Below are 18,294 nucleotides of genomic sequence, written 5' to 3'. Positions count from 1 at the left end.
TCACTGTAGCAGTAGCCGGGCGTTGTTGTGTTGACCAATACTGTGTAAGTAAATTGGGGTTTCTGTATCTTACCGGTTCACGAATACAACCCCAACCATGAAAAAAATTACTACGCTGCTGCTTTCGCTGCTCGCTAGCTCGGTGCTGGCGCAAAATTCGGACTCGGTCGCGATCCGACGGATTTACAACGAAGCCCTCGCAAACGGGAAATCATACGAGTGGCTGCGGCACTTGACTAAGCAGATTGGGCCACGGCTCAGCGGGTCGGAGGGGGCGCAAAAAGCGGTCGACTGGACAAAGCAGGTGATGGAGCAGCAGGGCTTCGACCGGGTGTTTTTGCAGGAAGTGATGGTACCGCACTGGGTGCGGGGCGCTAAAGAAGAAGCGTATATCCACAGCGGCAGTAAGAAAACAACAGTGCCGATTGCGGCACTCGGCGGGTCGGTAGCGACAAATCCGAAGGGTGTCGAAGCGCAGGTAATCGAGGTAAAGTCGTTTCCTGAACTGCGGGCCTTGGGCACCGAAAAGGTGAAGGGTAAAATCGTGTTCTTCAACCGACCGATGGACCCGACCAAACTCAATACGTTCGACGCATACGGCGGGGCGGTCGATCAGCGGGCCAACGGGGCAACTGAAGCGGCCAAACTCGGAGCGGTGGGCGCGATTGTCCGGTCGATGAGCAACCGGCACGACGATCAGCCACATACGGGCGGAACGCGCTACGGCACCGGCGTCCCGCTGATTCCAACGGCAGCTATCAGTACCAACGGGGCTGATTTGCTCAGTAAGTCACTGACCGAAAATCCGTCGCTGACGTTCTATTTCAAACAGAATTGCGAAACGCTGCCCGACGCGAAGTCATACAACGTGGTTGGCGAAATCAAAGGCAGCGAGAAGCCCGACGAGATTATCGTGATCGGTGGTCACCTCGATTCGTGGGACCTAGCCGAAGGGGCGCACGACGACGGATCGGGCTGTGTACAATCGATCGAGGTGTTGCGGATTATGAAGGCGCTGGGTATCAAACCCAAGCGGACGCTGCGTGCGGTGATGTTTATGAACGAAGAAAACGGCCTGCGCGGGGGCATCAAATACGCCGATCTGGCGAAGCAGAACAACGAAAAAACCATCGCGGCTATCGAGTCCGACGAGGGTGGGTTCACGCCACGTGGCTTCGGCATCGTCGGCAAACCCGAAGAGCGAGCTAAAGCTATGCGCTGGGCACCGCTGCTCGCTCCCTACGGTCTGACCGACATTGGTCCCGGCAGCGGTGGGGCCGACATTGGCCCGCTCGCCCAGACGGGCACGGTACTATTCGGCTTCAAACCCGATTCGCAGCGGTATTTCGACTATCACCATACGCCCGTCGACCGGTTCGAAGCGGTTAGTCAGCGGGAGTTAGAACTGGGCGCTGCGTCGATGGCCGCACTGACGTACTTACTCGATCAATACGGCCTGTAATAATCCGTCGTTGCAACGCTATTCGGTTGCTGCGGGTCTGTCGACTGTACTACTACTTGCATCATGCGTATCATACTGCTAAGCCTGCTGCTATTAGCCGGATTCGTTTCTCAGGCTCAGAACCGGCCAAGAACCGTATCGCTGCCGACTTACAATCAGATCAAACCTGCCAGCCGGGAAATCTACGATCACGTTAGTCCCAGCGGTACGGGCAATCAATCGGTGCAGGGTGCGGTTGTTCGACTATTCCGACAGCGAGGCAACGTACATTATCAACAGCAAAATTGTGAGCAATGCCGTGGTTCGGCAACGGGTAGCACAGCCGGGTATGTACATCGACAGTGTCAGCGTTAGCCAGCCAAATGATGCCGGGAAGCGACTGATTCGCATTCAACTTTTACCGAATCGGCCCTGACGATACAAGGGCTTTGTATCGTCAGGGCCGATTCCCTGTATCGTTACCGGGTACGGTAACGGCTTCTTATTTCGCCTTACCGTTCACCAGCAACTGAACACTCTTAGGTTCAGGTTCTTTGCTGAAGTCAATCGTTCCACCGTAGTTTTTGTCGAGCATAGTCAATAAAAGCAAACTCATTTCGCCAGCCCATCCTTCCTCTGCTGAATAAGCCTTGCTATCGTTTATACTCTTACCTTTTCGCAGATCGACTGCGATGGTAGAGAAAGCCAAATCATTTGCTGACAGCGTATTCACAGTCCAAGTTGTCTCCCCTTTGAAAAGATCAGTCAACGTCAGTTTTTTATCCTGCAAAGCCCATTTGCCGGTCTTGGGAACTTTATTGACCATAGCCGTGAACGTACCATCTTTCTTGAATACCAAGACGTTCTCATCACCGAATAATCCTCCTCCCGTTGGTAGTACAGCGGGTATCTTATACTTTTTAGCATCCGTCTGAACGCTAACATCGTTAAAAACCCACGTACGCACGAGCAGATCAGCGGGGCTGGATGTTGTGGCTGGGCTGACATTATCGTCGGATTTGGAACAGCCAGCCAGGGTCAGTGTGAACAGAGCGATGATGGCGAGGAAATAATTGATACGCATACTGTTTTGAGGAGTGTGATAGAGAATTGATTATCTGGAAACCTCAAACGTACTGCGAAAAACCAAACCATTCGCTGGATATTTATTGAACGTATGTTGTATTTTTAATATTTGCATACGTCGCTCTATTTCACATACCCCAGCTTACGCGGAATCGTGTAAATCTCCGTTTGGCGACCGTCAATATAGCGGAACGTCTGCCCATCATAGAAGCCGTCTTCTTCCAGCATAATCCGGACGATTTTCTTCCACTCGGGAATCTCGACGGCCGCGTTTAGCTCAATCGAATAGGCCGTGTTTGCCATCAGCGGGTAATCGCCGGAACCGGGAACGCCCTTCTGCTGATCCCACAAGCCAATCGTCGGACCGGCGGCATGACCGTGAACGCCAATGGGGTGCGTGTAAATCGTACCCGTAATTCCTTCTTTTTTGGATTGCTCCAGGGCCGCCAGCAGCATCTGATTGCCCGTCCGGCCCGCCTTGAATTGCTCAGTCAGAATGTCCTGTAGGCGATTGCCTTGCTTAAATGCAGCTTTGATGGACTCCGGCACATCGGTTTCGCCGGGGCGCAGGATGTACGCGTGCTGTTGCTGATCGGTGTTCAGTCGCAGATACGTAATGCCAAAATCGACGTGAATCAGGTCACCGGGCATGATGATCTGCTTGTCGGGTCGCTTCGAGAATGTACGCAGGTGTTCAAATTCTTTATCATCGGCGCGCTGCACGTCGACGGTGGGGTGAAACCAGGTATCGAGGCCGAGGTTGGTGATGCGCTGCCGAAACCACCACACTACGTCGTCAGTCGTTGTGATGCCGGGCTGAATAACCTGTTCCGAAAACCCTTCCTGAATCATCTCGTGCGACAGTCGGCAGATCAGCGGGTATATCGCCATTTCTTTCGCCGTGCGGGTTTCGAGCCAGCCCACCGCCACCTTTTCCGCCGACACCACCCGCGACCGATACTCCGCCGGTAGCTTCTGCAAAAATTCGTCGTGCTCTGTGTTCGACAGCCCGTCGGCGTGGGCGTAATTGGTCGACATGTTCAGCCCGATCTTTTTGGGTTTCCGCTGCTGTATTGTGTTCACCAGCGCATCCCACTGATTGGGCCGCACGTCGATGTCCCAGGCTCCTTTCAGCAGGTTCCCCACGTCGTAGCGGGCAATGGCCAGCTTTTCCAGTTCTTCCCCATTGTCGTAAAACACGATAATCGTCCGGCGACGGGCCGACAGCCACGTGCTCGGCAGCATCGTCCGCAGCACCGGGTCTTCGTTGTATTCGCGTGAGATAATCACCCACATGTCGATACCTTCACGACGCATGAGTTGGGGCAGCAAATTGGTGAACCGGTCGTCCAGAATCTCGTCGACAACCCGCGCCCGTTCCCGTTCGGGTAGAATAACGGTCGGTGTCGGCGACTGGGCAACGGAGCGCGTTGCCATAAAAAGTACAAGAAGAAGCAGGTAAAGCGGTTGATTCATGCGGAGAAATGGCGATTTTTGGAAAGATACGCGGTAATTGGTGCCGATAGTAATTTTCGCGAAGCAACCCATTTCGGGGTCACGGCATCGTTATAGCGATCAGATTACTTCCTCCGTTCTATGCACCGCTGCTTACTGGCACTCATCGCCTTCCTCTTTTTTCAATCGGTACTTGCCCAAACACCGTCGACCGGCCTGCGCGGACTGGTCAAAAGTACAGCGGGCGATGCCCTCCCCTACGCGGCTGTCGTGGTCCGCAAAAGCGCGGCCGACGACCGGCCAACCGGCACGATCACCAACAGCGAAGGCCGGTACGACATTGCCCTGGCACCCGGCGCCTATACCATTACGTTTCAGTCACTCGGCTTTCAGAACGTCCAGAAAACGGTCGAGATCAGTAACGACTACAAGGTGCTGGATGTGACGCTGACCGAGCAGGCGCTGCGGTTGGCCGAGGTGCAGGCGAAGGCGGGGAAGGAAGATCCGGCTTATACAATCATGCGCCGGGCCATTGCCAAGAGCCGGTTTCACCAACTACAGGTGCAGCGATTCAAAGCCCGTGTTTACACCAAATCCACTATCACCATCACCGACCTGCCGTTCGGGGCGGAGTCGCTGTTTCGCAAGCAATTGAAGGAAGCCGAACGCGACGCCAATTTCAAAGTGGGCGTACCGATCCTGAACGAAACGGTGTCGGAAGTGACGTTCCAGCAACCCAACATTTACCGGCAACGGGTCATCGCCAACCGCAATTCACAGGGCGATTTCCTGAGTCCGAGCCAGTTTTACAATGTCAGCTTCTACAGTCCGACCGTGGCCGGGGCCGTATCGCCCCTGTCGCCCAAAGCGTTTGGCTACTACAAGTTCGAGTATCAGGGCACCTTCCGCGAAAACGGTCCCGACGGCAGGCCGGTTGAAGTCAGCAAGATTCAGGTGATTCCCCGGCAGTACGGCGAGGGCGTCTTTCGCGGCACGATTTTCATCATTGAAAACACCTGGGCGATCTATAGCCTGCAACTCGAAACGGTGTCGAGCCTCGGCATTTCGTTCACGATCCGCAACCTGTGCAGCCCGATCAAAGGCGTCTGGATGCCGACCAACCAACGCTACAGCGGGGCGGGGTCGTACCTGGGCGTGAAGGGCAACGCGCAATATGTCCGCAACCTGACCTTCAACGAGTTTGTGATAAACCCGGCCTTTGTGGAAGACATTGAGGTGGTTGATGAAAAGAAGGCTCAACCCGCGCAAACCCTGTCGAAAGGCGACATCAAAGGGCAGCAATTCGATAATCTGGTGCAGAAACAAAAGGAGTTTTCGACCAAAAACCTGCGCCAGATGATGAAGGAATACGAGAAGCAGGAAAAGCAGACCCGCAAAAAACAGGGGGCCGACGTGACCGTGGTGCGCGATGATTCGCTGGTGATCGACACGCTGGCCCGCCAACGCTCGACGGCCTTCTGGGACTCCCTACGGTCGGTGCCGCTGACATCGGACGAGCGTATCAGCTACCGCAAGAACGACAGCCTGCGCGTAATCCGAACCGGGGACAAAACGAAGATCGACAGCCTGAATAAGGCAGGGAATCCGTCGGCGAAAAAGACGAAACCGATCACGATTGGTAAGCTGCTAATGGGCAACACCTGGTACCCCTCGAAACCGACGTCGCTGAGTTATACCGGTCCGCTGAGCCAGTTGAACTACAACACCGTTGAGGGCTACACCGCCGAGCTGGGGCTGCTGTTACGCTATCGCCCCCGCGTCGATTCGGTGAACCGGTTTGTAAAAATACCACTCAGCGAATGGAGCGTCGGCGGTACGGCCCGGTACCAGTTTGGTCGCCAGAATCTAATCGGCTACGGGCAGGCAGGCTACCGGCACAAAGCCACTCGCATCGACCTGACCGGCGGACGCTACCTGTTTCAGTATAACCCCGACAACCCGATCAGCCCGGCGCTCAACGGCATCACAACGCTGCTGTTTGAGCGGAATTTCATGAAATTGTACCAGAAAGACTTCGCCAATCTGACGGTTACGGCCACGCCCTTCCAAAGCCGCGTAACCCTGACGGGTAGCCTTGAATACGCCCAACGCACCGAACTGGAGAACTTTAAAGAAAACATCAAACCGCTGATCGACTGGCGCAACCGGACGTATACCCCCAACCGGCCCGTCAACGAAGAACTCGCCAGCACGGCTTTCCCGGTGCATTCGCTCGTCACGCTGAACCTGACGGCGTCGGCACGACTGGGGGCCACCGAATACACCATCCGTAACGGTCGTCGGACAGCCCGGCGCGACAACGATGCCCCCCTGCTGACGCTGAACTACCGGAAGGGCATGGGCGTCAACTCCGCCGACCCGGTCAGCTACGACTTCGTACAGGCGACGCTGGCGCATTCGTTCGAGCTGGGCATCCGCAGTCGGCTGAGTTATCAGGTCAGCGCAGGTAGTTTCCTGAACGACAAGAAGCTATACTTCCCCGACTTCAAGCACTTCGCGGGCAACGAATTTTTCCTGCAACAGGGCGACCCGGTATCGGTATTCCGGCTGCTGCCCTATTACCAGTACAGCACTGGCAAACGCTTCGCCGAAGGCCACCTACTGGGCGAATTCCGCCAACTGGTACTGACGCAGCTAACGGTTCTTCGGCTGTTGGGTCTGAAGGAAAACGTGTTCGTGCACTACCTCGCCACTCCTGCCTCGCGCAACTACACCGAAGTCGGCTACGGGCTGGACGGGCTGATTCCGCAGGTGCTGCCCTTCTTCCGCGTCGAAGTCATCTCGCAGTGGCAGGACGCTCAGTATAAAGGTCTCGGCTTCCGCATCGGCACAACCTTGAAGTTTGGGCGGCAGTAGCATACATAATCTCATGAGGAATACCCTTGTAGGGATTTTGAACGATGTATATTAATTGACTTTATAACCAGGCTGTTTTGCCCCCAGCCCCTGAAGGGGGAGTATTCCGCCAATGGATCACTCCCCTTCAGGGGGCTGGGGGGTAAACAGGCCAAAGAAAATTTGGCCATTGTTAGCCTTGAATCAAGAACTTAACAGCCCTGCTCTTCAGGGGATTTAGGGGTAAAACAGCCCTCCCTGAGAGCTAGCCGACTTAAAATACTTAAACCCCTCCCTGACGGGGAGGGCGGTTCGACGGCTCGGTTGGAGTGGGGTCTTTCGTCTAATCGTAATTTCCTAATGCAATCGTAATCAGCCGGTAACACAGCTCATTTCCCGATCCACTTACTTTGTGCAAACCATCGTACAGGTATGAATCGTCGGGACCTTGTCAGACGAATGGGCGCCGGATTGGCGGCCACCACCCTCTCCCCCTGGGCCATCGCCCAACCCACCACTACCCCCCAGCGCGTCCTGCGTATCGCCCACATCACCGACGTGCATATGCAGTCGCTGGTGGGAGCCGCCAAAGGGTTTGAACGCTGCCTACACCACGCGCAGAACCTCCCCGACAAACCCGACCTGATTATCAACGGGGGCGACGCAATCATGGAAGCACACGGTCGGCAGGCCGACAGCGTGAAGCGGCAGTGGGAACTCTACCGGCAGGTACTGACCAGCGAAAACAGCCTGCCCATTCTGAACTGCGTCGGCAACCACGACATCTGGTGTCGGCAGGAAACGAAAGAAGCGTTTGCAGGCGGACGTCAGTGGGCCATGGACGAGCTACAGATGTCGACCCGTTACTACAGCGTCGACCGCGCAGGCTGGCACATCGTCGTACTTGACAGTGTGCAGCCCAAAGCCGACGGTAGCTGGTACACCGCGCATCTCGACGATGAGCAATACCACTGGCTCGAAGCAGATTTGAAAGCGGTTCCCGAGCAGACGCCGGTACTAGTCGTCTCGCACGTGCCGATTCTGGCGGCCTGCGTATTCTTCGACGGTCAACGATTTGCCGACGAAAACTGGAGCGTTCCGGCGCGGTGGATGCACAGCGACACCGTCCGGCTGACGAACCTGTTTCACAAGTATACGAACGTCAAATCGGCGCTGAGTGGCCACATTCACCTCGTCGATCGGGTCGATTACGACGGCGTGTCGTACTTCTGCAACGGGGCCGTAAGTGGGGCGTGGTGGTTCGGCAAGTATCATCACACAGCCGCCGGCTACGCCCTCGTCGACCTCTACAGCGACGGCTCGGTGGTGAATCAGTATGTGAATTATTAGGTTTAAAGTTTGTCGTTCAAGGTTTAAGGTTGCCATCCGGAGGAACCTTAAACCTTGAACGACAAACCTTAAACTACAGACAAAGTCTGATCTGCTCCGCCGTTGCGGCTAACTCATCGGCGGTGGGGCGGGGTTCTAGTTTGTGGCTGAAATCCATGTCGGCCATGCTGTTGAGCGGAATCAGGTGAACGTGCGCGTGGGGCACTTCCAGCCCGACAACGGCAACGCCTATACGCTGACACGGAATCGCTTTCTCCACCGCTGCCGCCACCGTTTTCGCGAACGCCATCAGACCCGCATAGGTCGCGTCGTCCAGATCGAAAATGTAGTCGACTCCCTGTTTAGGAATGACGAGCGTATGGCCCGTCGTGGTGGGCATCACGTCCAGAAACGCCAGAAACTCGTTGGTTTCGGCAATCTTATGCGCCGGTATCTCACCAGCCACGATACGGGAGAATATAGAGGGCATTTTTGGGGGTTTGATGTTCAAAGTTTAACGTTTAATGTCGCGTCAGCCAACCTTAAACGTTAAACTACAAACCTTAAACTAACGATTTACCGGCTAATATCGACAACGTCAAACTCCAGCACGCCGGCGGGGACGGTGATCTGCGCCACGTCGCCGACACGCTTGCCGAGCAGCCCTTTGCCGATAGGCGAACTAACCGAAATACGACCCGCTTTCAGATCGGCTTCCTCTTCCGACACAAGCGTGTAGTTCATCTCGGCACCGTTTTTCTTATTCCGAATCTTCACTTTCGACAGTACCGACACCTGCGACGTATCGATGGTCGATTCGTCGAGGATGCGGGCGTTCGACAGTACATCTTCCAGTTTGGAAATCTTCAGCTCGTGCAGGCCCTGCGCGTCTTTAGCGGCATCGTACTCCGCGTTTTCGCTGAGGTCGCCTTTGTCGCGGGCTTCGGCAATCTGGTGGGCGATAGCCGCCCGGCCTTTGGTTTTGAGTTCGTTGAGTTCAGCTTTGAGCCGGTTCAGGCCCTCTTCGGTGTAATATGAAATCTTTCCCATGATGACTATATAACTAACTGATATTGGGGATAACTGCGGAATGGGTTAAAAACAAAAAAACGGCCTACCGACCGTTCTGCAACCAAATTGGTTTTCTTTGCAGACGCGTCAGGGTCGCCGTCGGCGTACCGGAGCGAGCGGTTCAGAAACAGGATAAAAGGATCGTCGCATACGCGTTACCATTGGTCTGTTCTAACGGACGAAACGCGCCGTCTCCGGCGCGTCTGTGAGACAAAAATAAGAAACTTCCGGGCGATGTCAACAGCCGATTTATCGACCGCCCCAAATTTACCCCGTCTATGCCTTCTCCACTCCGTATCGTATTTATGGGTACGCCCGACTTCGCCGTAACCACCCTGCAACGGCTGTTGGGAGCTGGTTGCCACGTCGTTGCGGTCATCACCGCGCCCGACCGGCCATCGGGCCGTGGGCTGCAACTTACGCCGTCACCGGTGAAAAAAGCCGCCCTTGCCGCCAATTTACCCGTGCTGCAACCCGAACGCCTGCGCGACCCCGCTTTCCTTGATGAATTAGCCAGTTACAAAGCTGATCTGCAAGTGGTTGTCGCGTTCCGAATGCTACCCGAAGTGGTGTGGGCCATGCCAACCGTCGGAACCTTGAACCTGCACGGATCGCTGCTACCGCAGTACCGAGGAGCCGCGCCGATCAACTGGGCCATCATCAACGGCGAAACCGAAACGGGCGTCACGACTTTCTTTATCGAAAAAGAGATCGACACGGGGCAACTGCTGTTCAGCGACCGCGAGCCGATCTACCCCGACGATACCGCCGGAACGTTGCACGACCGCCTGATGGAACGCGGGGCCGATCTGGTGCTGAAAACGGTGCGGGCCATCGAAGCGAACGAATACACGCCCACGCCCCAATCCCATTCTGACGAACTGAAAGCGGCCCCCAAACTGAGCCGCGACAGCACCCGCATCGACTGGAATCAATCGGTTCACACCATCCGCAATTTCGTGCGGGGCCTGTCGCCCTACCCGGCTGCATGGACGATGATTAACGACCGGTTCTTTAAAATTTACGCCGTATCTGTAGCCAACGACTCGCCCCTGGCCGCCGAACCGGGTCAAGCCTGGACCGACGAGAAAAAGCAGATTCTGGTCCGGGCTACCGATGGATGGCTGTCTGTCGAGTCGCTACAGGCAGAGGGCAAACGACGTATGACCGCCGAGGAGTTTTTGCGCGGCAACCGATTGTAACAATTTTGAATGACAGAATGATTGAGTGATTGAATGGAGAAGCCTTTTTGTCATCCCGAGCCTGCGAGGGATCTTCGCTAACAGGCGGTTTTGTTTGCACCTAGCGAAGATCCCTCCTGTCGTCGGGATGACAAAAAAGGCTACCCTCGAATCCTGTAATCCTGTCCATACCCGTTATGCATCGAATTTGTCTACTCCTATCGTTGCTTATTACACATACGCTGTCGGCGCAGACCGAGCCGACGTATGCGGAAAAGTTAGGCTTTCCGAAGGGTAAAAAAGTCGTTATCCTGCACGTCGATGATGCGGGGATGAGCTACGAGTCGAACGCCGGAACCATACAGACACTCGACAAAGGCATCGCCAACTCGACCAGCGTTATGATGCCCTGCGGCTGGGTACCGCAGTTTTTCGCCTACCTCAAAACCAAACCCAACACCGACGCGGGTGTGCATCTGACACTGACTTCCGAGTGGGACAGCTACCGCTGGGCACCGCTGACGGGTCGCGACAAAGCACCGGGCCTGTACGACGAACAGGGGGCATGCTGGCATTCGGTGGCGCAGGTGGTGGAACACGCGTCGGCCGACGAAGTTGAAACCGAGATCCGGGCGCAACTGGCGCGGTTTCGGGCGTTCGGCATCCAGCCTACGCACATGGACTCGCACATGGGAACGCTGTTCGAACCCAAATTCATCGGGCGATACGCCAAGGTGGCGATGGAGGAAAAAATCCCGATTCTGTTTCCGGGGGGCCACGCAACGCTGATTAGTCAGGTCAGCAAGGTGCCGCCCGCGATGCAGCAGATGGTCCGGCAACTGGGGCAGCAGCTTTGGAACGCTGGTCTGCCCGTATTCGACGACCTCGACGGCAGCAGCTACGGCTGGGAACTCCCCGCCGGTATACCCATGACGGAAGCCAACCTGCAACGCTATAAAACGCAGCGATTTATTAGCCTGCTCAAAGCCGCCCAACCCGGCCTGACCTACATCATTCTGCACGCAACGCTTCGTACCCCAACGTTCGATCAGATCAGCACCTCCGGCCCCACCCGCGACGGCGACCGGCTCGCCATGCTCGACCCCGCCCTGCGGCAGTACATTAAACAGGAAGGCATCATCCTGACCACATGGCGCGAACTGATAGAACGACGCAAAAAAATGTGAAAGAGCGAAAGAATGAAAGAGTGAAATCGGACCGCCGAAGCGGAGCGATGGCGCTAAAAATCACTCTTTCATTCTTTCGCTCTTTCGCTCTTTAAACAACATGAAAATTAGCCTCATTGCCGCCGTCGCACAGAACGGCATGATTGGTCGGAACAAGCCCGACGGAACACCCGATTTGCCGTGGCACCTGCCCGACGATTTCGCGTTTTTCAAGCGCAAAACAAGCCATCACCCGATCATCATGGGCCGCAAATCGATGGATGCGCTGGGTAAGCCGCTGCCCAACCGGACGAACATCGTCATCACCCGACAAACCGACTACGAGATGCCCGGTGCCACCTGCGTCACGACGCTGGACGATGCGCTCACCGAAGCCCGCAAAGCCAACACCGACGAGATTTTCGTGATCGGCGGGGCCGAAATCTACGCGCTGTCCCTGCCCGTCGCGACGACGCTATACCTGACGGAAATCCACCGCGACTACGACGGCGACACCCGCTTCCCCAACTTCGACCGCAGTCAATGGCGCGAAACCGCCCGCACCCCACACCCCGCCGACGACCGCCACGAAGCCGCCTTCGACTTCGTGACCTACGAGCGCGTGTAAGGTCGAAACGGTGTTTATTACCACCGCTGCGTTAGTACGAAATGGGCAAACAAGCCGGTCAGTACGATAAAATTTTCCGGGAAAACCTGGAAGCAATCATACCAAGTCTGATACAGAACGTACTTGGTATTGAGGCCGCGTCGACGGAAGAACTGCCGGACGATGTTCAGCACACGAAGGAGCGAAAACCCGATGTATTGAAGCGCGTTACCGATGTTCAGGGCAACACGTTTGTGCTTCAGATCGAGTTTCAGCTAGCCGATGAATCGCAGATGGTTTACCGCATGGCGGAATACTACGTTATGCTAAGCCGGAAATATGCATTACCTGTTGAGCAGTTTGTCATTTTTCTAGGGTCGTCAAAACCGACAATGCCCGTACGGCTTACCCACCGGAGAATGCAGTTCGAGTTTTCGCTCATTTCGTTCGCTCAACTCGACTACCGGTTGTTTTTGCGCTCGGAACGACCCGAAGAAGTGGTATTGGCCGTGCTGGCCGATTTTCATGGCAACAACGCAATTGACGTCCTGACCCAGATTGTTCAGCGAATAAGCGAAACCACCGAAAGCGATCTGTCGCTGAAAAGGCATATCAATCAGTTGCGGATACTGACTCAGCTACGTAACTTAGACATAAATTTAACAACCGTCATGGACAGTATCGCTTCGTTTTTCAAGGAAGAAAAAGACTTTCTCTACATCCGGGGACAAGAACGTACGGAAGCTAAAATCATCAGCAATCTGTTGACGAACACGGATTTCTCGGCCGAGAAAATCGCTGATCTTACCGGGGTACCTGTCGAATTCGTCCGTACGGTTCAGCGGAAACAGAGTGGTGAGGTAGATTAGCTGACCTGATACGGCTGGCATAGCTGTGTTAAATTATCTGCACTACGGCGATAAATCGGGGAGTTTGTCGTAGTTTTGTCCGGCAAATAACAACACCTGCTATTTGCCATGAGCTTAGATTCCAGCAAGTTTCTCTACGAGGCTCTCACCTACGACGACGTACTGCTTCTGCCCGCTTACTCAGAAGTACTCCCCCGCGATACCACCACTGTTACCCAGCTTACCCGCAGCATCCGGCTGAACGTTCCGCTTATTTCGGCGGCTATGGACACCGTTACGGAGTCGGCACTCGCCATTGCGATGGCGCAGGAGGGCGGTATCGGCATCATCCACAAAAACATGAGCGTTGAAGCGCAGGCCGAGCAGGTCCGCAAGGTGAAACGCTCGGAAAGTGGGATGATCATCGACCCCATCACGCTTCAGCAGGACTCCTCCTTGTCCGACGCGCTCAAGATCATGCGCGAGTTCAAGATCGGCGGTATTCCCGTTGTCGACGCCGACAACAAGCTGGTCGGTATCCTGACCAACCGCGACCTGCGTTTCCAGAACGACCTTTCGCGGCCCGTCACCGACATTATGACCCGCGAAAACCTGATTACGGCCGACGCGGGCCTGACGCTCGAAGAAGCCGAAAGCATTTTGCAGGAACACCGCATTGAGAAACTGCCCATCGTCGATGCGCAGTACAAGCTGGTGGGCCTGATTACCTACAAAGACATCCTGAAGAAGAAAAGCCACCCCAACGCCTGCAAAGACGAACTGGGTCGGCTGCGCGTCGGGGCCGCTGTCGGCGTAACGCCCGACCTGACCCGGCGTATCGAAGCCCTCGTCAAAGCGGGCGTCGACGTGATTAGCGTCGATACGGCGCACGGCCACTCGAAAGGGGTGCTGGATGCCGTTCGCAACATCAAACAGCAGTTTCCGAACCTACAGGTTATCGCCGGAAACGTCGCGACGGGTGCGGGTGCCAAAGCCCTCGCCGATGCCGGTGCCGACGCCGTGAAAGTGGGCGTTGGTCCGGGAAGTATCTGTACCACGCGGATTATTGCCGGTATTGGAATGCCGCAGCTGACGGCCGTCTACGAAGCCGCGCTGGCCCTGAAAGACACCGACGTTCCAGTCATTGCCGATGGTGGTATTCGCTTTTCGGGCGACATCACCAAAGCTATTGCGGGCGGTGCCAGTACGGTTATGATCGGGTCGCTGCTGGCCGGGACGGAAGAAGCCCCCGGCGAAGTGGTATTGTACGAAGGTCGTCGGTTTAAGACGTACCGGGGCATGGGTTCGGTGGAAGCGATGGAAGATGGCTCCAAAGACCGCTATTTCCAGGATGCCGAAGACGACATCAAGAAGCTGGTGCCGGAAGGTATCGTCGGGCGGGTGCCGTACAAAGGGCGCGTGTCGGAGATCATTTACCAGATGGTCGGCGGTTTGAAAGCGGGCATGGGCTACTGCGGTGCGGGTACCATCACGGCGTTGCAGGAGGCCAAATTCGTAAAAATTACCACGGCCGGTTCGCGCGAGAGCCATCCCCACGACATTCAGATTCAGAAAGAAGCGCCCAACTATTCGGCGCGGTAGGCAGGCGATTTTCGGCAGCTGGTGTTTGCCGTTGTCTGTTTAATTTCGACTAAACCAGCAGGAGCCATCCCGAACCAGTGGGGTGGCTCCTTTTTTAATGCGTTTTTGAGCCCACAATTAAACTTTAGTGAAATATGGCTCCGTACAATCACCTTATTGAGGAGTGAGCGATTAGTAGGCGTCTTTAGCGTTATAGACAGGCAACGAATCAGCGCGCACAGGGCGTACTCAACCATACAAGCGTTCAACACACCCAGACTCATGAATATTCTAGCAATTGGTGGGTGCCACACGGGCAACTATGGCGTTCAGGCACATCTCAGTTTTGCCCGCCAATGGGCTATTCATCTGGAAACCGCAGCGCAGGAACCGGTACAGCTACACTGCCTGAGCATGGTCAAGCTGGAACACATCGACAGCCTGATCTGCCAGTATCGGGCCGACATGCAGGCGGCTGATCTGATCGTACTGCAACTGGGTCACTACGAACTGTCGTGGCGACAGCCGTTTTCGACGCTGTTTAGCTCCCGCGCACTGGCACCGACCAAAGACGCATCGGTGTATAAATCGTCGGCGATGCCCAAACCGCACCTTGGCCCGGAGAAAATTCATAAAGCCGCTCATCTGTCGCGTCGCTGCGTGTGGCGCGACGGTGCCAAGACGGCGATGCTGCAAGCGTATCAGCTTCTGTACAAGGAGGTTCCATACCTGGCGACGTTTCGGCAGCAACTGGGGGATGCGTTTACCCAACTGGCCCCCTTCCGCGACAAAATTATCGTACTGACGCCCTTCCCCACCCTGAACAAAGTCGATTACTGGCTCCGGTGTCAGTGCCATTCGTTCATCGTCGATAGTGCCATCGAGCGGTCGTTTACCGTGGCCGACACGTTTGACGCCATTCCCAAGCACCCGGCGTTTTTTCAGGCCGACGGCGTTCACCTCAACAGTCTGGGGCATATGGTACTGGCCCTATTTCTGAGCGAACTACCCTGCGTAGTCGACCTGCACCGCGACCTGGTTTCAGTGTAGCCAATCGTCAGGTGGGGTTGTCACTTATTTCTTAAAACTGACCCATAGGCTGACGGGTTGTATAAACGGCCGGTCGGGCAAACGACCAGTCTTAACCTAATCAACGCTATGGAATACCGGACCATTGGTAGTTCTGACCTGTCGATAGCACCGCTGGCCTTCGGCGGTAACGTGTTCGGCTGGACAGCCGACAAAGCCACCTCATTCAAACTCCTCGACGCTTTTCTCGACACGGGTTTTAATCTGATCGACACCGCCGACGTGTACTCGCGCTGGGTGCCGGGCAACGAAGGTGGAGAGTCGGAGACGATTATCGGGCAATGGCTCAGCGCGCGCAACAATCGCGAGAAAGTCGTTATCGCAACGAAGCTGGGCGCGGAGATGGGTCCCGATAAAAAAGGGTTGTCGGCTGCGTACGTCCGGCAGGCGGTCGACGCGTCGCTGCAACGGCTCCAAACCGACTACATCGACCTCTACCAGACCCACTTCGATGATCTGGACACGTCGGTCGAGGAAACGCTGGGTGCGCTGGCCGATCTGGTGAAAGCCGGAAAGGTGCGGGTCATCGGCGCGTCGAATATGGAGCCGGATCGGCTGCGGCAGTCGTTGTCGGTCAGTGCGCAGCAGAAATACCCGGCCTATCAGTGCCTGCAACCCGAGTACAACCTGTTCAGCCGGGAACACTACGAAACGCAGTACGAGCCGATCTGTCAGGAATACGGCCTGAGCGTTATTCCGTATTCGTCGTTGGCGAGTGGATTTCTGTCGGGCAAGTACCGGTCGGAAGCCGACGCGTCGAAGAGTCCGCGCGGTGGAGGCATCACAAAAAAATACCTCAACGACCGTGGCTACGCAATTCTGAACGCCCTCGACGCGGTATCAGAACGCTACAACGCCACACCCGCGCAGGTGTCACTGGCGTGGCTCATCGCCCGCCCGTCGATCACGGCACCCATCGTGAGCGCGTCGGAAGTAGACCAATGGCAGGACCTCGCCAAAGCCGCCGAACTATCGCTGGACGATGACGCAATCAAGACATTGACCGACGCCAGCGCGTACTAAGAGCTGTTTTTTTTCAACACAGAGGCACGGCGTACACGAAGCATAGTATGTTTCTTCGTGTTCTCCGTGCCTCTGTGTTGAAAAAACTATTGAATCCGAATTTGATCGCCGACGGAAAAGCGCTGCCAGTCGGGGTTAGATGACCGGAACTGTGACGTAGCCGTGTCAATTACCCACTGCCGTGTCGACTCATCAAACGTAATCCGTTCAATGCGTTCGCCCGAAGGCGCGGGCAGATTAGCAACCGTCGTATCCCGCACAACACGACCCTGTTGCAGGTGAACGACCCGGTCAGCAAGGGCGCGGACATCGGCGTCGTAATGACTGACCAGCAACGTCGTCGTACCCCACTGCCGGTGCAGGTCGAGCAGCACGGTACGTAGCGATTGGGATGAGTCGGCATCCAGCGCAGCAAAGGGTTCATCGAGCAGCAGCAGTTGCGGCCGACGAACGAGCGCACGCGCCAACGCCACCCGCTGCCGCTGCCCACCCGACAGTCGCGCCGGTTTCTGATCGGCAAAGGGCCGGATGCCCGTTGCATCGATCAATTCGTCAACCCGTTTCGCTTGCCCGGCCGGGGCTGCGTAGGCCACATTACCGCGCACCGTCAGGTTTGGGAACAGGGCCGAATCCTGAAACACGTAACCGACCGATCGCTGCTGCGGTGGCAGACTAATGTGTTGTGCCGTATCGAGCCAGGTGGCGTCATCAACCGCGATGCGGCCCTGCGTGGGTTTGTCAAGCCCCGCCAGCAACCGCAGTACCGTCGTTTTTCCCGACCCCGACGGCCCCGTCAACGCGGTCAGGCTACCGGTTTCGAGCGTCAGTTGCAGGTCGAGCAGGCCGGTGCCTTCCGAGAAAAGCCGGGGCATTGTCAGGGCGATGTCGATCATATCGTGACGCGTTTGTTGATGGCGTACACCAGCAGGAGAATCACGAACGACAGCCCCAACAGCAGAGCCGCGTAGGTGTGTGCCGTCTCGAAGTGCAGTTGTTCGACCTCGTCGTAAATGGCGATCGACGCTACCCGCGTCTGCCCCGGTAGGTTGCCACCGATCATCAGTACCAGCCCGAATTCGCCAATCGTGTGCGCAAACGACAGCACGATACCCGTCAGCAAAGCCGGTTTGCAGTTGGGCAGCAGCACCCGCCAGAACGTACGCACCGGCGATTGCCCCAGCGTGTAAGACGCTTCGCGCCACGAAACCGGCAGGTTTTCAAGCCCCGCCTGAATCGGGTGAACCATGAACGGTAAGCTGTACAGAATCGACGCGACGACTAGCCCCGGAAACGAAAAAACCAGCTGCACATCGAATGTGCGCAGCAGCCACGCCCCCAGCCCACTCGTGGGGCTAAACGCCAGCAGTAGGTAAAAGCCAACCACCGACGGTGGTAGCACAATCGGCAGGCTGACGAGCGCTTCAACAACGGCTTTGAGCCGGAACCGACTCAGAGCCAGCCAGCCCGCCAGTGGTATGCCAATTAGTAGCAATAGAATCGTTGTGATGCTGGCAAGCCGGAGCGTGAGCCAGATGGGTTCCCAGTCGATGGGCATAGGCAG

The 18,294-nt window shown here is 56.1% G+C and carries 17 protein-coding genes; 11 read left to right on the top strand and 6 right to left on the bottom strand.

Features of this window, described 5'->3' with window-relative positions; translation table 11 throughout:
• The first annotated feature begins 97 nt into the window (after window positions 1-97).
• Entirely contained in the window at window positions 98-1,462 is a 1,365-nt protein-coding gene (locus HH216_RS10710) for a M28 family peptidase (protein WP_169550814.1), read from the top strand.
• 229 nt (window positions 1,463-1,691) lie between these two features.
• On the top strand, window positions 1,692-1,877 hold the full coding sequence (locus HH216_RS10705) for a hypothetical protein (RefSeq protein ID WP_169550813.1): 186 nt from the start codon (window positions 1,692-1,694) through the stop codon (window positions 1,875-1,877).
• Window positions 1,878-1,943: 66 nt separating this feature from the next.
• Here HH216_RS10705 and HH216_RS10700 read toward each other — a convergent pair whose 3' ends face one another.
• A complete protein-coding gene (locus tag HH216_RS10700; RefSeq protein ID WP_169550812.1) occupies window positions 1,944-2,525 on the bottom strand; it encodes a hypothetical protein in 582 nt (193 codons plus the stop codon).
• A gap of 125 nt (window positions 2,526-2,650) precedes the next feature.
• Window positions 2,651-4,003: a M24 family metallopeptidase gene (locus HH216_RS10695; protein WP_169550811.1), complete on the bottom strand. Its 1,353-nt coding sequence runs from the start codon at window positions 4,001-4,003 to the stop codon at window positions 2,651-2,653.
• Window positions 4,004-4,123: 120 nt separating this feature from the next.
• On the opposite strand from HH216_RS10695, the gene HH216_RS10690 reads away from it, so the two are divergent.
• On the top strand, window positions 4,124-6,859 hold the full coding sequence (locus HH216_RS10690) for a DUF5686 family protein (protein WP_169550810.1): 2,736 nt from the start codon (window positions 4,124-4,126) through the stop codon (window positions 6,857-6,859).
• A 411-nt stretch (window positions 6,860-7,270) separates the two neighbouring features.
• Window positions 7,271-8,188: a metallophosphoesterase family protein gene (locus tag HH216_RS10685; protein WP_169550809.1), complete on the top strand. Its 918-nt coding sequence runs from the start codon at window positions 7,271-7,273 to the stop codon at window positions 8,186-8,188.
• Window positions 8,189-8,261: 73 nt separating this feature from the next.
• Here the strand turns inward: HH216_RS10685 and HH216_RS10680 are convergent, their stop codons facing one another.
• Together HH216_RS10680 and greA are read right to left on the bottom strand one after the other, a co-directional pair.
• Window positions 8,262-8,657 (bottom strand): HIT family protein, encoded by a 396-nt coding sequence (locus HH216_RS10680; protein ID WP_169550808.1) that lies wholly within the window; start codon window positions 8,655-8,657, stop codon window positions 8,262-8,264.
• A gap of 86 nt (window positions 8,658-8,743) precedes the next feature.
• Window positions 8,744-9,217 (bottom strand): transcription elongation factor GreA, encoded by a 474-nt coding sequence (gene greA / locus HH216_RS10675; RefSeq protein WP_169550807.1) that lies wholly within the window; start codon window positions 9,215-9,217, stop codon window positions 8,744-8,746.
• Window positions 9,218-9,516: 299 nt separating this feature from the next.
• Between greA and fmt the strand changes: the two genes are divergently transcribed.
• From fmt to HH216_RS10640, 7 genes are all read left to right on the top strand, one after another.
• Entirely contained in the window at window positions 9,517-10,440 is a 924-nt protein-coding gene (gene fmt, locus HH216_RS10670) for a methionyl-tRNA formyltransferase (RefSeq protein ID WP_254448775.1), read from the top strand.
• A gap of 176 nt (window positions 10,441-10,616) precedes the next feature.
• Window positions 10,617-11,606 carry a polysaccharide deacetylase family protein gene (locus tag HH216_RS10665; protein WP_169550806.1) on the top strand — a complete coding sequence of 330 codons (990 nt, stop codon included), beginning with the start codon at window positions 10,617-10,619 and terminating at the stop codon, window positions 11,604-11,606.
• Window positions 11,607-11,706: 100 nt separating this feature from the next.
• Entirely contained in the window at window positions 11,707-12,213 is a 507-nt protein-coding gene (locus HH216_RS10660) for a dihydrofolate reductase (protein WP_169550805.1), read from the top strand.
• Window positions 12,214-12,254: 41 nt separating this feature from the next.
• Window positions 12,255-13,061, top strand: a complete 807-nt coding sequence (locus HH216_RS10655; RefSeq protein WP_169550804.1) for an RpnC/YadD family protein — start codon at window positions 12,255-12,257, stop codon at window positions 13,059-13,061.
• A gap of 108 nt (window positions 13,062-13,169) precedes the next feature.
• Window positions 13,170-14,642, top strand: coding sequence for an IMP dehydrogenase (guaB, locus tag HH216_RS10650; RefSeq protein ID WP_169550803.1), 1,473 nt, complete (start codon window positions 13,170-13,172; stop codon window positions 14,640-14,642).
• Window positions 14,643-14,903: 261 nt separating this feature from the next.
• Complete coding sequence (locus tag HH216_RS10645) at window positions 14,904-15,671, top strand: SGNH/GDSL hydrolase family protein (protein WP_169550802.1); 768 nt, start codon at window positions 14,904-14,906, stop codon at window positions 15,669-15,671.
• Window positions 15,672-15,779: 108 nt separating this feature from the next.
• A complete protein-coding gene (locus HH216_RS10640; protein ID WP_169550801.1) occupies window positions 15,780-16,733 on the top strand; it encodes an aldo/keto reductase in 954 nt (317 codons plus the stop codon).
• An 86-nt stretch (window positions 16,734-16,819) separates the two neighbouring features.
• Here HH216_RS10640 and HH216_RS10635 read toward each other — a convergent pair whose 3' ends face one another.
• Together HH216_RS10635 and modB are read right to left on the bottom strand one after the other, a co-directional pair.
• Window positions 16,820-17,626 carry an ABC transporter ATP-binding protein gene (locus HH216_RS10635; RefSeq protein ID WP_169550800.1) on the bottom strand — a complete coding sequence of 269 codons (807 nt, stop codon included), beginning with the start codon at window positions 17,624-17,626 and terminating at the stop codon, window positions 16,820-16,822.
• Complete coding sequence (gene modB / locus HH216_RS10630; protein WP_169550799.1) at window positions 17,623-18,288, bottom strand: molybdate ABC transporter permease subunit; 666 nt, start codon at window positions 18,286-18,288, stop codon at window positions 17,623-17,625. The genes HH216_RS10635 and modB overlap by 4 nt, the downstream gene beginning before the upstream one ends.
• Window positions 18,289-18,294 lie beyond the last annotated feature (6 nt).

The organism is Spirosoma rhododendri, from assembly GCF_012849055.1.
GTDB lineage: Bacteria > Bacteroidota > Bacteroidia > Cytophagales > Spirosomataceae > Spirosoma > Spirosoma rhododendri.
The sequence above is the reverse complement of the archived record's forward strand: the minus strand, read 5'-3'. Positions and strand labels throughout refer to the sequence as shown.

Bases quoted from the DNA above. Each gene is read 5' to 3' on its own strand.
- HH216_RS10710 (WP_169550814.1), top strand. From the start codon at position 98: ATGAAAAAAATTACTACGCTGCTGCTTTCGCTGCTCGCTAGCTCGGTG.
- HH216_RS10700 (WP_169550812.1), bottom strand. From the start codon at position 2,525: ATGCGTATCAATTATTTCCTCGCCATCATCGCTCTGTTCACACTGACC.
- HH216_RS10695 (WP_169550811.1), bottom strand. From the start codon at position 4,003: ATGAATCAACCGCTTTACCTGCTTCTTCTTGTACTTTTTATGGCAACG.
- HH216_RS10690 (WP_169550810.1), top strand. From the start codon at position 4,124: ATGCACCGCTGCTTACTGGCACTCATCGCCTTCCTCTTTTTTCAATCG.
- HH216_RS10685 (WP_169550809.1), top strand. From the start codon at position 7,271: ATGAATCGTCGGGACCTTGTCAGACGAATGGGCGCCGGATTGGCGGCC.
- HH216_RS10680 (WP_169550808.1), bottom strand. From the start codon at position 8,657: ATGCCCTCTATATTCTCCCGTATCGTGGCTGGTGAGATACCGGCGCAT.
- greA (WP_169550807.1), bottom strand. From the start codon at position 9,217: ATGGGAAAGATTTCATATTACACCGAAGAGGGCCTGAACCGGCTCAAA.
- fmt (WP_254448775.1), top strand. From the start codon at position 9,517: ATGCCTTCTCCACTCCGTATCGTATTTATGGGTACGCCCGACTTCGCC.
- HH216_RS10665 (WP_169550806.1), top strand. From the start codon at position 10,617: ATGCATCGAATTTGTCTACTCCTATCGTTGCTTATTACACATACGCTG.
- HH216_RS10660 (WP_169550805.1), top strand. From the start codon at position 11,707: ATGAAAATTAGCCTCATTGCCGCCGTCGCACAGAACGGCATGATTGGT.
- HH216_RS10655 (WP_169550804.1), top strand. From the start codon at position 12,255: ATGGGCAAACAAGCCGGTCAGTACGATAAAATTTTCCGGGAAAACCTG.
- guaB (WP_169550803.1), top strand. From the start codon at position 13,170: ATGAGCTTAGATTCCAGCAAGTTTCTCTACGAGGCTCTCACCTACGAC.
- HH216_RS10645 (WP_169550802.1), top strand. From the start codon at position 14,904: ATGAATATTCTAGCAATTGGTGGGTGCCACACGGGCAACTATGGCGTT.
- HH216_RS10640 (WP_169550801.1), top strand. From the start codon at position 15,780: ATGGAATACCGGACCATTGGTAGTTCTGACCTGTCGATAGCACCGCTG.
- HH216_RS10635 (WP_169550800.1), bottom strand. From the start codon at position 17,626: ATGATCGACATCGCCCTGACAATGCCCCGGCTTTTCTCGGAAGGCACC.
- modB (WP_169550799.1), bottom strand. From the start codon at position 18,288: ATGCCCATCGACTGGGAACCCATCTGGCTCACGCTCCGGCTTGCCAGC.